Source organism: Nocardioides bigeumensis (assembly GCF_039531755.1).
GTDB lineage: Bacteria > Actinomycetota > Actinomycetes > Propionibacteriales > Nocardioidaceae > Nocardioides > Nocardioides bigeumensis.
On record NZ_BAAAQQ010000013.1, the window covers coordinates 422,645 to 436,326 of the forward strand.

15 protein-coding genes are annotated in these 13,682 nt (G+C 71.1%); 7 read left to right on the forward strand and 8 right to left on the reverse strand.

Annotation, left to right across the window (positions count from 1 at the left end):
- Positions 1-20: 20 nt before the first annotated feature.
- On the reverse strand, positions 21-1,547 hold the full coding sequence (hflX, locus tag ABD295_RS16235) for a GTPase HflX (RefSeq protein WP_344304844.1): 1,527 nt from the start codon (positions 1,545-1,547) through the stop codon (positions 21-23).
- A gap of 106 nt (positions 1,548-1,653) precedes the next feature.
- Between hflX and ABD295_RS16240 the strand changes: the two genes are divergently transcribed.
- A complete protein-coding gene (locus tag ABD295_RS16240; protein WP_344304845.1) occupies positions 1,654-4,119 on the forward strand; it encodes a GcvT family protein in 2,466 nt (821 codons plus the stop codon).
- Positions 4,120-4,165: 46 nt separating this feature from the next.
- Here ABD295_RS16240 and ABD295_RS16245 read toward each other — a convergent pair whose 3' ends face one another.
- Genes ABD295_RS16245 through miaA form a run of 5 tightly spaced genes read right to left on the reverse strand, consistent with a single transcriptional unit; the run spans position 4,166 to position 8,038 of the window.
- Positions 4,166-4,942: an SDR family NAD(P)-dependent oxidoreductase gene (locus tag ABD295_RS16245; RefSeq protein WP_344304846.1), complete on the reverse strand. Its 777-nt coding sequence runs from the start codon at positions 4,940-4,942 to the stop codon at positions 4,166-4,168.
- A gap of 33 nt (positions 4,943-4,975) precedes the next feature.
- Complete coding sequence (gene dapF, locus ABD295_RS16250) at positions 4,976-5,845, reverse strand: diaminopimelate epimerase (RefSeq protein ID WP_344304847.1); 870 nt, start codon at positions 5,843-5,845, stop codon at positions 4,976-4,978.
- Entirely contained in the window at positions 5,838-6,479 is a 642-nt protein-coding gene (locus tag ABD295_RS16255) for a pyridoxamine 5'-phosphate oxidase family protein (RefSeq protein WP_344304848.1), read from the reverse strand. Before ABD295_RS16255 ends, dapF begins: the two co-directional genes overlap by 8 nt.
- Before the next feature lie 22 nt (positions 6,480-6,501).
- Complete coding sequence (locus ABD295_RS16260) at positions 6,502-7,080, reverse strand: dihydrofolate reductase family protein (RefSeq protein ID WP_344304849.1); 579 nt, start codon at positions 7,078-7,080, stop codon at positions 6,502-6,504.
- A 19-nt stretch (positions 7,081-7,099) separates the two neighbouring features.
- A complete protein-coding gene (gene miaA / locus ABD295_RS16265; RefSeq protein WP_344304850.1) occupies positions 7,100-8,038 on the reverse strand; it encodes a tRNA (adenosine(37)-N6)-dimethylallyltransferase MiaA in 939 nt (312 codons plus the stop codon).
- A gap of 60 nt (positions 8,039-8,098) precedes the next feature.
- On the opposite strand from miaA, the gene ABD295_RS16270 reads away from it, so the two are divergent.
- The 4 genes from ABD295_RS16270 to ABD295_RS16285 are packed head-to-tail and all read left to right on the forward strand — an operon-like array spanning position 8,099 to position 9,453.
- The gene (locus ABD295_RS16270) at positions 8,099-8,332 is read left to right on the forward strand and encodes an antitoxin (RefSeq protein WP_344304851.1); all 234 of its coding nucleotides are present in this window, start codon (positions 8,099-8,101) and stop codon (positions 8,330-8,332) included.
- Positions 8,329-8,832, forward strand: coding sequence for an NUDIX domain-containing protein (locus tag ABD295_RS16275; RefSeq protein ID WP_344305458.1), 504 nt, complete (start codon positions 8,329-8,331; stop codon positions 8,830-8,832). The genes ABD295_RS16270 and ABD295_RS16275 overlap by 4 nt, the downstream gene beginning before the upstream one ends.
- A 34-nt stretch (positions 8,833-8,866) precedes the next feature.
- On the forward strand, positions 8,867-9,142 hold the full coding sequence (locus ABD295_RS16280; protein WP_344304852.1) for a hypothetical protein: 276 nt from the start codon (positions 8,867-8,869) through the stop codon (positions 9,140-9,142).
- A 29-nt stretch (positions 9,143-9,171) separates the two neighbouring features.
- Complete coding sequence (locus tag ABD295_RS16285) at positions 9,172-9,453, forward strand: hypothetical protein (RefSeq protein ID WP_344304853.1); 282 nt, start codon at positions 9,172-9,174, stop codon at positions 9,451-9,453.
- Here ABD295_RS16285 and ABD295_RS16290 read toward each other — a convergent pair.
- On the reverse strand, positions 9,450-10,280 hold the full coding sequence (locus ABD295_RS16290; RefSeq protein WP_344304854.1) for an arylamine N-acetyltransferase family protein: 831 nt from the start codon (positions 10,278-10,280) through the stop codon (positions 9,450-9,452). The two genes, ABD295_RS16285 and ABD295_RS16290, sit on opposite strands and share 4 nt — an antisense overlap.
- A gap of 4 nt (positions 10,281-10,284) precedes the next feature.
- Entirely contained in the window at positions 10,285-11,766 is a 1,482-nt protein-coding gene (gene miaB / locus ABD295_RS16295; RefSeq protein WP_344304855.1) for a tRNA (N6-isopentenyl adenosine(37)-C2)-methylthiotransferase MiaB, read from the reverse strand.
- Between the two features lie 108 nt (positions 11,767-11,874).
- Between miaB and ABD295_RS16300 the strand changes: the two genes are divergently transcribed.
- Both ABD295_RS16300 and ABD295_RS16305 read left to right on the forward strand, forming a co-directional pair.
- Positions 11,875-12,654, forward strand: coding sequence for an amino acid ABC transporter ATP-binding protein (locus ABD295_RS16300; protein WP_425574099.1), 780 nt, complete (start codon positions 11,875-11,877; stop codon positions 12,652-12,654).
- Between the two features lie 54 nt (positions 12,655-12,708).
- On the forward strand, positions 12,709-13,611 hold the full coding sequence (locus ABD295_RS16305) for a transporter substrate-binding domain-containing protein (protein ID WP_344304856.1): 903 nt from the start codon (positions 12,709-12,711) through the stop codon (positions 13,609-13,611).
- Positions 13,612-13,682 lie beyond the last annotated feature (71 nt).

The following is a 13,682-nucleotide window of genomic DNA, read 5'->3' on the forward strand; positions in this document are numbered from 1 at the left end:
CGGCGACTGCCGGTGCCGAGTCAGTCGGCGGCCGGAGCGACGGCGTACTGCGCGAGCTCGCCGGCGAGGTCCTCGTGGGCGCGGCCGCGCACGACGGTGCCGTCGCCGGTGTGTTCCTGCGAGTCGATCTCGCCCTCGTGGTGCAGCCGGTCGATGAGGTCGCCGCGCTCGTAGGGCAGCAGGGCGGTGAACTCGACCCCCGGGCGCGGCAGCTCGCCCTCGATCATCCGCAGCGCCTCGTCGATGCCTTCGCCGGTGCGGGCCGAGACCACGACCGAGTGCGGCTCGCGCTGGCGCAGCCGCGCGAGCACCAGGGGGTCCGCCACGTCTGCCTTGTTGATCACGACCAGCTCGGGCACCTTGTCGGCGCCGATCTCGGCGAACACCTCGCGCACCGCGCCGAGCTGTCCCTCCGGGTCGGGGTGCGATCCGTCGACCACGTGCACGACCAGGTCGGAGTCGGACACCTCCTCGAGGGTCGAGCGGAACGCCTCGACGATCTGGTGGGGGAGGTGCCGCACGAAGCCGACGGTGTCGGTCATCGTGAAGACGCGGCCGTCTGAGGTGTGGGTACGCCGGGTGGTCGGGTCGAGGGTCGCGAACAGCGAGTCGTCGACGAGCGCGCCCGCGCCGGTGAGCCGGTTGAGCAACGAGGACTTGCCCGCGTTGGTGTAGCCGGCGATGGCCACGCTGGGCACCTGGTGACGACGGCGCTCCTGACGCTTGGTCGCGCGGGTGCCCTTCATCGCGGTGAGCTCGCGACGGAGCTTGGCGATCTTGGTGTTGATGCGGCGCCGGTCGGTCTCGATCTTGGTCTCACCGGGGCCGCGGCCGCCGATGCCGCCACCGTCGGCGCCGACCCGGCCACCGGCCTGGCGGGAGAGGTTGCCACCCCAGCCGCGCAGCCGCTGCTTCATGTAGTTGAGCTGCGCGAGCTCGACCTGCGCCTGCCCCTCCTTGGACTTCGCGTGCTGGGCGAAGATGTCGAGGATCAGCGCGGTGCGGTCGACGACCTTGACCTTGAGCCGGTCCTCGAGGTTGCGCAGCTGGCTGGGCGCGAGCTCGCCGTCGCAGATCACGGTGTCGGCGCCGCTGGCCGCCACGATCTCGCGCAGGCCGTCGACCTTGCCCCGGCCGATGAACGTGGCCGGGTCTGGCTTGTTGCGCCGCTGGTAGATCGCGTCGAGCACCTCGGAGCCGGCCGTCTCGGCGAGCAGGGCGAGCTCGGCCATGGAGTTCTCGGCGTCCTCCACCGAGCCGGAGGTCCACACGCCGACGAGCACGACCCGTTCCAGCCGGAGCTGGCGGTACTCGACCTCGGAGATGTCCTCGAGCTCGGTGGACAGACCGGCGACGCGGCGCAGCAGGTAGCGCTCGGCCAGGTCCTGCTCGCCCGTCGTCAGCTCGGGGTCCGGCTCGCCGGCGTACCCGCTCTGGAAGTCGTCGGAGTCCTCGTCACCGTCGCAGGTGTCGAGGTCGTCGTCGAGGTCCCAACCGGTCGTCTCGGCGAGCTCGGCATCAAGGTTGATATCGCGTGCGTTCGTCATACGACTTCCCAGGGTAGGTCGACGGACCCAGCCACCGCGAACCCAATACGGCCCGACGACTGTGGCCTCGGTCGTCACGCGACCCTCCAGGACTAGATTGTGCGCCGTGCTCGACCTACCTACGCGCGCCCGCGTCGTCATCGTCGGTGGCGGCGTCATCGGCTGCTCGGTCGCCTACCACCTGGCCCACGCCGGCTGGACCGACGTCCTGCTGCTCGAGCGCGACAAGCTCACCTCCGGCACGACGTGGCACGCCGCAGGACTGATGACCTGCTTCGGGTCCACGTCGGAGACGAGCACGGGCATCCGCCTCTACAGCCGTGATCTCTACGCCCGCCTGGAGGCCGAGACCGGCGTCGCGACCGGCTTCCGCCCGGTCGGGATGATCGAGGCCGCCGCCGACCGCGACCGGCTGGAGGAGTACCGCCGGGTCGCCGCCTTCCAGCGCCACCTCGGCCTCGAGATCGACGAGATCGGCCCGTCGGAGATGAAGGACCTCTTCCCGTGGGCGCGCACCGACGACCTCGTCGCCGGCTTCCACGTCGCAGGCGACGGGCGGGTCAACCCGGTCGACCTGACCCAGTCGCTGGCCCGCGGTGCGAAGAACCTCGGCGTCACGATCGTCGAGGGTGCGCGGGTCGACGAGATCCTGGTCGCCGAGGGGCGGCACGCGGGCCGGGTGACCGGCGTCCGGGTCGGCGAGCACGTCGTGGAGGCCGAGTACGTCGTCAACTGCACCGGCATGTGGGCGCGCGAGCTCGGCGAGCAGAACGGTCTGGTCATCCCCAACCAGGCCGCCGAGCACTACTACCTGATCACCGACACCATCGACGGCCTCACGCAGGACACCCCGATCTTCGAGGACCCCTCGTCCTTCGGCTACTACCGCGAGGAGGGCGGCGGCATGATGGTCGGCCTCTTCGAGCCGAACGCCGCCGCGTGGCAGGTCGAGGGCATCCCCCGGGACGCGTCGTTCCTCACCCTGCCGCCGGACTGGGACCGGATGGCGCCGTTCCTCGAGCAGGCGATGGATCGCGTCCCCGTCACGCACGAGGTCGGGATCCGCACGTTCTTCTGCGGGCCGGAGTCGTTCACTCCTGACCTGGCTCCCGCAGTCGGGGAGGCGCCCGAGATCTTCGGGTACTTCGTCGCCGCCGGCATGAACTCCGTCGGCGTGCTGTCCGCTGGTGGGCTCGGCAGGGTGCTCGCCGAGTGGATCGTGTCGGGTCGCCCCGACGTCGACGTGACCGGCTTCGACGTGGCGCGCTTCCGGCCCGACCAGCTAGACCCGGCGTACCGCGCGGCGCGCACGACCGAGATCCTCGGCACCGTCTACGCCGCGCACACGCCGGGCAAGCAGCTGCGCACCGCGCGTGACGCGATCCTGTCGCCGGTGATCGAGCGGCTGGTCGAACAGGGCGGCTACCTGCGCGAGGTGAGCGGCTGGGAGGGCGCCGACTGGTTCGCCGGGTACGGCGTCGTCCCCCACGCCGAGCCGACGTGGGGCCACGCGCCGTGGTTCGAGGCGTGGTCGCAGGAGCACCGAGCGGTCCGCGAGGCCGTGGGCCTGATGGACATGTCGTTCATGGGCAAGCTCTCGGTCAAGGGTCCCGACGCGGGGGCGCTGCTCGACGAGGTGTCGGCGGGGTCGGTCGACGGCGACGCGGGCGTCATCACCTACACGCAGTGGCTCAACGAGGGCGGGCTGATCGAGGCCGACCTCACCGTCACCAAGCTCGGCCGCGACCGTTTCCTCGTCGTCGTGTCGGACACCGCGCACGGCCACGCGCTCGACTGGCTGCGCCGGGCGGCGGAGCGCCTCGAGGCCGAGGTGACGATCACCGACGTGACCCAGGACCTCGCCCAGCTCAACCTGCAAGGCCCTTCGTCGCGCGACGTGCTCGCCGCACTGACCGCGACCGACCTGTCGACCGAGGCGTACCCGTTCCGCACTTCTCGGGAGATCGAGGTCGCCGGCGTCGACGTCGTGTGCGCCCGGATCACCTACGTCGGCGAGCTGGGCTACGAGCTCTACGTGCCGGCCGAGGACGCGATCACCGTGTACGACGCCCTGCTCGCCGCCGGCGAGCCGCACGGCATCCGCCCCGTCGGGCTCAAGTCGCTGGCGTCGTTGCGGATGGAGAAGGGCTACCGCGACTTCGGCCACGACATCGACAACACCGACGACCCGGTGTCGGTCGGGCTCGGCTTCGCGGTCGGCTGGGACAAGCCGTCGTTCGTCGGGCGCGCCGCTGCGCTCGCCAGGAAGGCAGCCGGGCCGCCGTCCTCGCGACTGGTGCAGATCCTGCTGCGCGACCCCGAGCCGTTGCTCTACCACGCCGAGCCGGTGCACCGGGACGGTGTCGTGGTCGGCTACGTGCGCGCGGCGTCGTACGGCTGGACCCTCGGCGCCTCGGTCGGGCTGGCGTACGTGACCGGCACCGACGGGCCCGTCACCGCCGACTGGCTGGCCGCCGGCTCGTGGCAGGTCGACGTCGCCGGCACGCTGCACGACATCGACGTCTCGCTGCGGCCCCTCTACGACCCGGCCTCCGAGCGGGTCCGGGTCTGACCCGGGGTGCGCGTCGCTGCGCAAGCTCCTCGACCACCGGTGGTGGCTACTTCGGGGGCATCCGGATGCCGCCGTCGACGCGCACGACCGAGCCGTTCATGTAGGGGTTGGCCAGGCACTCGAGGACCATGCGCGCGAGCTCGTCGGGCCGACCGAGGCGCTTGGGGAAGAGCACCGACTCGCCGAGCTTGGCCTTGAACTCCTCGGCCTTCTCGCCCTCGCCGTAGATCGGCGTGTCGATGAGGCCGGGCGCGACCGTGCTGAGCCGGATGCCGGCCGCCGAGAGGTCACGGGCCACGGGGAGCGTGAGCCCGACGATGCCGCCCTTCGACGAGGCGTACGCCGCCTGGCCGATCTGGCCGTCGAAGGCCGCGACGCTGGCCAGCGCGACGATCGCGCCGCGTTCGCCGTCGGCGTCCGGCTCGCTGCGGCTGATCGCGGTCGCGGCGAGCCGGATCGTGTCGAACGTGCCGATCAGGTTGATCTCGATGACCTTGCGGTAGAGCGCCAGGTCGTGCGCCGACTCGAACTCGCTGTCGCGGCCGATGGTGCGCTGCGCCGGGCCGATCCCCGCCGAGCAGACGGCCGCCCGTAGCGGCGCGAGCGACAGCGCCGTCTCGACGGCAGCCTGGATCTGCTCGGTGCGGGTCACGTCGACCTCGGCGAACACGCCGCCGATCTCCTCGGCCAGCGCGGTGCCCTTGTCGACCTGGACGTCGGCGACGACGACGTGGGCACCCGCCGCTGCGAGCTGGCGTGCGACGGAGGCGCCGATGCCCGAGGCGGCGCCGGTGACGAGGGCGGAGGCTCCCTTGAAGTCCATGTCCCGCAGCCTAGGAGCCGGTCGCGGGTCCCCTCAGAGGTGGGTGGTCCCGCGCGCCACGATCTCGGCCGGACCCGCCAGCAGCACGTGGTCGTCGGCCGTCCAGGTCAGCGTGAGGCGGCCGCCGGGCACGTCGACGGCGTACGTCGCCTCCTGGCCCGCTGATCGCCCGTCGGCGACCGCGGTCGCGACACAGACCGCGCCGGCGCCGGTGCCGCAGGACCTGGTCTCGCCGACGCCGCGCTCGTGCACGCGCATCGCGACGTGGTGCTCGCCGACGCGGGCGACCAGCTCGACGTTGACGCCGGCGGGATAGACGGCGGCGTCGTGCTGCGGCGGATCGAGGTCGCGACCCGGCGCCGACAGGGACGCTAGGTCGGCACTGTCGTCGAGGAACGCCACCGCGTGCGGATTGCCCATGTCGACGTGGGTGGCGGGCCAGGTGCGGTCCCCGAGCGACACCGAGGTCTCGCCCAGGACCTGCGGGACGCCGAGGTCGACGGTGATCCGCTGGCCCGCGATCGTCACGGTCTTCACGCCGTCGCGGGTGCCGATCGGAATCGGCTGGGCGGGGTCGACGAGACCCTCGCGGACCAGGTGGAGGGCGAAGACGCGGATCCCGTTGCCGCACATCTCGGACGCCCCGCCGTCGGCGTTGCGGTAGTCCATGAACCATTCGGCCTGATCGGCCTGCGTCGCGTCCACGTGGCGGGACCGGATGACGCGCAGCACGCCGTCGCCACCGATCCCGGCGCGCCGGTCGCAGAGGCGGCGTACCCGCTCGGCCGACAGGTCGCCGTGCACGATGCCATCGTGGTCGGGCAGCAGCACGAAGTCGTTCTCGGTGCCGTGTCCCTTGACGAAGGGGTAGGAACCGACGGGGCCACCCGACGGCTCAGCCATAGAGGCCCTTCTCGTAGGACGGGCCGTAGTAGTCGTCCAGCTGGGCGACCGTCATGCCGTTGGGCTCGACGCCGCTGGCGATGACCGAGCGCCGTGGCACGTGCGCCTCGGGGTCCCAGGTCTCGGGCTTCCAGAGACCCGATCGCAGGAACGCCTTCGCGCAGTGGAAGAAGATCGTCTCGATCTCGACGACCACGGCCAGGATCGGGCGGTGGCCCTTGACGACCATCGCGTCGAAGAACGGGGCGTCGGTCACCAAGCGGGCGCGGCCGTTGATGCGCAGGGTGTCGCCCCGGCCGGGGATGAAGAAGTTCAGCCCGACGTGCGGGTTGGACAGGATGTTCTTGTAGCCGTCGGCCCGCTTGTTCCCCGGCCGCTCGGCCAGGGCGATCGTCGTGTCGTCGACGACGTGCACCAGCTGGCTGGGCGGGTCGCCCTTGGGGCTGACGTCACAGGTCCCGTCTGCGGCGGAAGTCGCCATCACGCAGAACGGCGTGGCCGCCAGCCATTGACGGTCGACGTCGAGCAGCGCGTGCCGCTCCTTGTCGCGCGCCCGGTCACCGGGCACGCCGAGCAGCGCCTCCAGCTCGTCGACCGACCCGATCGTGGGCCAGCCCGTCTGCGTCGTCGTCACCCGCCCATCGTCCCACGCCCCGTCAGGGCAGCGGGCCGACGACGTCGTACCGGGCCGCGATGAACGCCTTGTTCTGGTGGGCCTCGGCCAGCCGCAGGTCGAAGCGTCTCGGGAAGAGCGGACGGCCGGCGCCGAGGGTGACGGGGGCGATGTAGGTGATCACCGACGCGAGGTGACCTGCCTCCGCGAACTGCGCCGCGAGGTCGCCGCCGCCCACGACCCAGACGTCGCGATCACCGGCGGCGTCGGCGAGCGAGGCCCAGTGGTCCTCGACCGGCCCTTGCACGAAGCGCAGGTCCGCGCCCTCGAGGCCGGGCAGGTCACGGTGGGTGAAGACGTACGACGGCTGTGTGTAGGGCCATGAGTCGCCCAGCCCCTCGACGCCGGTGCCGAGCCGGTCGCGCACCCACATGTACGTCGTCGACCCCATCGCGATCGCGCCGACCCCCTTGATGAAGTCGCCGTAGTTGAGCGGGCCGGCCTCGTCCTGGTCCTGCTTGAAGAGCCAGTCGAGCGAGTCGTGCTCGTCCGCGATGAAGCCGTCGAGAGTGGTGGCGGTGTAGAAGACGCCGCGAGGTCGATCACGGGCAGGTTCGGTCATGACCCCAGTGTGCTGCCGGTCAGGCCGGCTGCGCCCGACCGATCTTGCGCACCGCGTCGATCGCGCGGTCGACGCGGGCGGGATCGTCCCAGCGCACCCACACGATGCGCGGGTCCTTTCGGAACCACGCGTCCTGGCGGCGTACGAACCTCCGCGTCGCGGTGACCATCCGCTCGCGTGCCTCGTCGAGGGTGAGCTCGCCCTGCAAGTACGCCGCCACCTCGGGGTAGCCGATCGCCCGAGCAGCGGTCCGGCCCTCCGCCAGCCCTTCGTCGAGCAGGCGGCGTACCTCGTCGACGAAGCCGGCCTCGAACATCGCCCGCACCCGCTCCTCGACCCGGTCGTGGAGGGTGGCCCGGTCGATGTCCACGCCGATCTGGACGGTGCGCGGGTCGGCGTGCTCCATCGCCGGGAGCGACGCCGAGAACGGCCGTCCCGTGATCTCGACGACCTCGAGCGCCCGCACGATGCGCCGACCGTTGTCGGGCTCGATGCGCGCCGCGGCCTGGGCGTCGACGACCGCGAGTCGTGCGTGCATCGCCGCGGTTCCGCTGCGAGCGAGGTCGCCCTCGAGCCGCGCGCGGACGACGGGGTTCGTCCCGGGGAACTCGAAGCGATCGACCACGGCCCGGGTGTAGAGCGCCGAACCTCCTACCAGGAAGGGCGTGCGGCCACGGCCTCGCACGTCGGCGATCGCCGCGCGCGCCCACCCCTGGAACTCCGCCACGGTGGCAGGCTCGCGCACCGTGAGCCGGTCGAGCAGGTGGTGCGGCACGCGTGCCTGCTCCGCGGGTGTGGGCTTGGCCGTGCCGATGTCCATGCCGCGATAGAGCGCCATCGCGTCGGTGTTGACGATCTCCCCGTCGAGCCGTTCGGCGAGGTCGAGGGCGAGGCCCGTCTTGCCCGAGGCGGTGGCCCCGACCACCGCGACGATGGGCGCTGCCTCGGCGTCGGACATGTCGCTAGTGTTGCGGAGACGCCGGCCCACGGGAGGCCGCACCCTGAGAGAGGGACCGCCATGAGCTTTCTCGACAAGGCCAAGGCCAAGTTGACCGATGCCGTCGACAAGCACGGCGACAAGATCGCCGACGGCATCGACAAGGCCGCCGCCGCGGTCGACAAGAAGACCGGCGGCAAGCACCACGACAAGATCGCCGGCGCCACTGGGAAGGTCCGCGAGGGCCTCGACAAGCTCGACGGCAAGAACGACGACGACCTCGGCCCGGAGGCTCGCCCGGGCACCACCCCCTGAGCGCCCGGGAGCCGCACGGGCGCTTCGTCGTCGTCCCGGCGTCCTACGTCTTCCTCACCCGCGGCACCGGGCCGCCTGCCGACGGCAGCACCGAGGTGCTGCTGCAGCTGCGGCAGAACACCGGCTACATGGACGACCACTGGGCCGCCGCGGCCGCCGGCCACGTCGAGGCAGGCGAGACGATCTTCGTCGCCGCTCAGCGGGAGGCCGCCGAGGAGCTCGACGTGCGCGACCTCGAGCTGGACTACGTCACCGTCATGCAGCGCACGAGGTACGACGAGCCGATCGACGAGCGGGTCGACTTCTTCTTCACCGCCCGATCATGGTCCGGGGAGCCCCGGATCCTCGAGCCGGCCAAGTGCGCGGAGCTGCGCTGGTGCCGTCTCGACGAGATCGACGCCCTCTCCCACCCCGTGGTGCCGCACGAGCGTGAGGTACTACTGAGGCTGCGGACCGGGTACGTGCCGACGTACCTGAGTTTTGGATTCACCGGGTCCTGAGTCGTGGGGCCCGGCCTTGAGGGAGGGGAACCCATTGCCTGTCGACCTCGGCGACCTGCCAGAGCCCACCGTCGAGCCGCCTGAGCGCTTTCCGGGCGGTGCCGACTCGATCGCCGACGAGGAGAAGTACGGCAGCATCCCGGACCAGCCGCTGATCCCCGACCTGCCCAACGACCGCAACCCCGCCACGGACGACGAGGTGCCGGACGAGATCAGTCAGTCCGAGCAAGAGGAGGACGCCGAGGACGAGCAGGCCGCTGACGAGTCCGGCGGCAAGTCCGACGCGCTGGGCGAGGACACGCCCGTCTGACCCGCAGCACCGTCGGGTACCGAGCTGTCATGACACCCGACGACGACAAGACCGACGTCCCCGAGCTGCGCGAGTCGCAGCCCAACGCGGCCGGCCCCGACGCGGCGGCGGGCGGGATGGGTGTGAGCAGCGAGCGCACCGGCCCGACCGGGCCCGGTCAGGTCGGCACCGACGGCGAGCGGGACACCTCGATCAAGGTGTCGCGCGAGCCGGACTCCCCGCCCGAGCAGTCACCGGGTGGTGTGGAGGAGAACCCCGAGGGTGTCGCCCCGAAGGCGGGCTACCCGTCCCTTGATCCTCGCTCGCCCTAGCTGCGAGGAAGCCGCGCGGCGACCTCGATCAAGGCGGCTCTCCGGTCGGCTGACAACGGGACCCCGAGCGCGTCCAGCTGGTCGCCGAGCTCACCGTCGCGCAGCGGCCGCAGCTCGGTCGGCCGTCCGGGCCGCCGGGTCGTCACGTGCTCGTGCGTGACCGTCACGTGGCAACCGTCGAGGTGGCGCGTGATCATCAGCGTCCGGCGGAAGTGGGAGGTCGGGAACGTGCTCGTCATGTGGTGGCCCATCACCAGGTCGACCGGTCGCACGACCAGCTCGTCGGTGGTGTGCATCAGCTCCCAGTGCCCGTCGCGGTCGCGGTGCAGCTCCCACGTCGGCCCGTCCGCTCGACCCTCGACGCGGCGCAGTCGGTGCGTCCAGCCGCCGGTGTCGTCCTCGGCGCCGTCGCGCATGCGGATCGGCCCCAGGGGACTCATCCCGAAGCCCGCGTCGGCCAGCCACCGCTCGGCACCCAAGGTGACGACCGTGACGGCGTGCGTGCGGGGCGCCTCGAGCGGGTCACCGACCCGGCCCAGGTGGCGCACGACGTCGTACCCCAGCCGCTGCAGCGCCGCGGCGAAGAGCGTGGTGTGCTCGAAGCAGTAGCCGCCCCGCCCGCGGCCCACGAACTTCTCCTGCACGGCAGGGAGCCCGACGCCGGGGTGGTCCTCGAGGAGCACGTCGATGTTGTCGAAGGTGAAGGCCCGCACGTGCGCCTGCTGGAGCTCGGCCAAGGCCTCGACGCTGGGCGCGGCCGCGCTGACGCCGAGCCTCGCCAGGTAGGCGTCGAGGTCGAGCGCCCCGGTGTTCCAGGGATCGGTCATCGGCTCACCCGCAGGCGGGAGCGGCGGCAGGGAGCTGGTCGGGTACGCCGAGGCCCGGCATCCCGAGCCCGACCGAGGCCGTCACCGGCGCCGTCGTACGCGCCGCCCAGGCGTCGCCCGAGCGGGTACGCCGCACGTCCAGCACCGGTCCGTCGGCGATGAGGTGGTGGGGCGCGGCCCGGGTGATCTCGACGGTGACGAGGTCGCCGGGTCGGACGGCTCCGGGGGTCTCGACCGCCGGAGGGGGTGTGAAGTGGACGAGGCGGTTGTCGGGACCCCGGCCGGAGAGCCGGTGCGTGGCGGCGTCCTTGCGGCCCTCGCCCTCCGCGACCATCAGCTCGACGCGGCGGCCGACCAGCCGTTTGTTCTCGTCCCAGGCGACGTCGTTGACGAGCTCGACGAGCCGGTCGTAGCGGTGCTTGATCACCTCGGCCGGCACCTGCTCCTCCATGGTCGCCGCGGGAGTGCCGGGACGCTTGGAGTAGATGAAGGTGAAGGCGCCCGAGAAGCGCGCCCGGCGCACGACCTCCATCGTGTCGAGGAAGTCGGCCTCGGTCTCGCCGGGGAACCCCACGATGATGTCGGTGGTGATGGCGGCGTCCGGGATCGCGGCGCGGACGCGTTCGATGATCCCGAGGTAGCGCTCCTGGCGGTAGGAACGCCGCATCGTCTTCAGGATCCGGTCAGAACCCGACTGCAGAGGCATGTGCAGCTGCGGCATCACGTTGGGTGTCTCGGCCATCGCCGCGATCACGTCGTCGGTGAACTCCGCCGGGTGCGGCGAGGTGAAGCGCACCCGCTCGAGCCCGTCGACCTCGCCGCAGGCGCGCAGCAGCTTGGAGAACGCCTGCCGGTCGCCGAACTCGACGCCGTAGGCGTTGACGTTCTGGCCCAGCAGGGTGATCTCGCTGACGCCCTCGGCGACCAGGGCCTCGACCTCGGCGAGGATCTCGCCGGGACGGCGGTCCTTCTCCTTGCCCCGCAGGCTCGGGACGATGCAGAACGTGCAGGTGTTGTTGCAGCCCACGGACACCGACACCCACGCGGCGTACGCCGACTCGCGGCGGGTCGGCAGCGTCGAGGGAAACACCTCGAGCGACTCGAGGATCTCGACCTGCGCCTCCTCCTGCACGCGCGCCCGCTCCAGCAGCGCCGGCAGCGAGCCGATGTTGTGCGTGCCGAAGACGACGTCGACCCAGGGGGCCTTCTTGGTGATGGTGTCGCGGTCCTTCTGCGCCAGGCAGCCGCCCACGGCGATCTGCATGCCCGGCCTCTTCGCCTTCACGGGCGCGAGGTGGCCGAGGTTGCCGTAGAGCCGGTTGTCGGCGTTCTCGCGCACCGCGCACGTGTTGAACACGACCACGTCGGCCTGGTCGCCCTCCGGCGCCGCGCAGTAGCCCGCGTCCTCCAGCAGCCCGCTCAGCCGCTCGGAGTCGTGGACGTTCATCTGGCACCCGTAGGTGACGACCTCGTACGTGCGTGTCATGACGGTCGCTAAGAATACGGCGCCCGTGGCATCACAGCCGCATCACGATGCTGTTGCCACCAGCAACGAGCTTGGCGCGATCGCACTCCTTGCCGATAGGTTGCGCCAATGGCGGTCTCGGAGCCGGGCCCCGCCACCACGGCTTCCCCTGGGGATGCTCTGGTGGTGCTGGAGCACGTGAACAAGTGGTTCGGCGAGCTCCACGTCCTCCAGGACATCGACCTGTCGATCAAGCAGGGCGAGGTCGTCGTCGTGATCGGGCCCTCCGGCTCGGGCAAGTCCACGCTGTGCCGCGCGATCAACCGGCTCGAGACCATCGACAACGGCACCATCACCCTCGACGGCAAGAAGCTGCCCGAGGAGGGCAAGGAGCTGGCGAACCTCCGCGCCGAGGTCGGGATGGTCTTCCAGAGCTTCAACCTCTTCGCGCACAAGACGATCCTCGAGAACGTCACGCTGGGTCCGATCAAGGTCCGCAAGCAGCCGAAGGAGCAGGCGGAGAAGCGCGCCAACGAGCTGCTCGAGCGGGTCGGAGTCGGCCACCAGGCGGCGAAGTACCCCGCCCAGCTCTCCGGCGGCCAGCAGCAACGCGTCGCCATCGCCCGTGCGCTGGCCATGGACCCCAAGGTGATGCTCTTCGACGAGCCCACCTCGGCGCTGGATCCCGAGATGATCAAGGAGGTCCTCGACGTCATGGTCGACCTCGCCCGCGGTGGGATGACCATGGTCGTGGTCACCCACGAGATGGGCTTCGCCCGCACGGCGGCCGACCGGGTGCTCTTCATGGCCGACGGCGCGATCGTCGAGGAGAACACCCCCGAGGAGTTCTTCGAGAACCCCCGCACCGAACGCGCCCAGGACTTCCTCAGCAAGATCCTCAAGCACTAGCCCCCACGAGTTCCCGCATGACCCAGATCAATCAGCTCGGAGAAGGAGAACCAGATGCGCCTGCACACGAGGTTCCACCGAACGGCCGCGCTCGTCGCCGGCCTCGGCCTCGCACTCAGCGGCCTCGCCGCTTGCGGGGACGCCGGTGACGGCGACGCCGAGACCGTCGACGTGGAGGTCGAGGAGGACGCCGCCGACGCGTTCGACGACGGCACCCGCATGAAGGAGCTCGCAGAGAGCGGCGAGATCACCATCGGCGTCAAGTTCGACCAGCCCGGCATCGGCTTCAAGGGCGCGACCGACGACATGCCGACCGGCATCGACCCGGAGATCGGCAAGATCCTCGCGGCGAGCCTCGGCATCGCCCCGGAGGACATCACCTGGAAGGAGACCATCTCCGACAACCGCGAGCCCTACCTCATCGACGGTGAGGTCGACCTGGTGCTGGCGTCGTACTCCATCACCCCGGAGCGTCGCGAGGTCGTCGGCCAGGCCGGCCCCTACTACGTCACCGGGCAGCAGCTGCTCGTCGCCTCCGACAGCGACATCGACAGCCTCGACGACGTGAAGGGCACCGAGGTCTGCTCGGTGACCGGCTCGACGTCGCTGGAGAACATCGAGGCCGAGGGCGCGGAGCCCCGTGGCTTCGACACCTACTCCGAGTGCGTCGACCAGGTGCTCAGCGGTGCCGTGGACGCGATGACGACTGACGGCGCGATCCTGCTGGGCTACGCCGCGGAGAACCCCGACGAGCTGAAGGTCGTCGTCGACCCGTTCTCCGAGGAGCGCTACGGCGTTGGCTACTCGCTCGACCACCCGGAGATGTGCCAGTGGATCGTCGACACGCTGACCGAGGCCCAGGACGGCGACGCGTACGACGCGGCGTTCGAGGCCACCCTCGGCCAGTCCGGCGTGGACACACCCGAGGCCCCGGAGATGGACGCCTGCCCCGAGTGACCCAGGTGACCGGCGGCCGCACGGCCTGAACCCGCACACCTCACAGCCAGAACGCCCGGAGAGGAGCTCAC

What these genes read in the sequence shown, in the direction of transcription:
- hflX (WP_344304844.1), bottom strand. Translation starts at nt 1,547, where the DNA reads ATGACGAACGCACGCGATATCAACCTTGATGCCGAGCTCGCCGAGACG.
- ABD295_RS16245 (WP_344304846.1), bottom strand. Translation starts at nt 4,942, where the DNA reads ATGGACTTCAAGGGAGCCTCCGCCCTCGTCACCGGCGCCGCCTCGGGC.
- dapF (WP_344304847.1), bottom strand. Translation starts at nt 5,845, where the DNA reads ATGGCTGAGCCGTCGGGTGGCCCCGTCGGTTCCTACCCCTTCGTCAAG.
- ABD295_RS16260 (WP_344304849.1), bottom strand. Translation starts at nt 7,080, where the DNA reads ATGACCGAACCTGCCCGTGATCGACCTCGCGGCGTCTTCTACACCGCC.
- miaA (WP_344304850.1), bottom strand. Translation starts at nt 8,038, where the DNA reads ATGTCCGACGCCGAGGCAGCGCCCATCGTCGCGGTGGTCGGGGCCACC.
- ABD295_RS16270 (WP_344304851.1), top strand. Translation starts at nt 8,099, where the DNA reads ATGAGCTTTCTCGACAAGGCCAAGGCCAAGTTGACCGATGCCGTCGAC.
- ABD295_RS16285 (WP_344304853.1), top strand. Translation starts at nt 9,172, where the DNA reads ATGACACCCGACGACGACAAGACCGACGTCCCCGAGCTGCGCGAGTCG.
- ABD295_RS16290 (WP_344304854.1), bottom strand. Translation starts at nt 10,280, where the DNA reads ATGACCGATCCCTGGAACACCGGGGCGCTCGACCTCGACGCCTACCTG.
- miaB (WP_344304855.1), bottom strand. Translation starts at nt 11,766, where the DNA reads ATGACACGCACGTACGAGGTCGTCACCTACGGGTGCCAGATGAACGTC.
- ABD295_RS16300 (WP_425574099.1), top strand. Translation starts at nt 11,875, where the DNA reads ATGGCGGTCTCGGAGCCGGGCCCCGCCACCACGGCTTCCCCTGGGGAT.
- ABD295_RS16305 (WP_344304856.1), top strand. Translation starts at nt 12,709, where the DNA reads ATGCGCCTGCACACGAGGTTCCACCGAACGGCCGCGCTCGTCGCCGGC.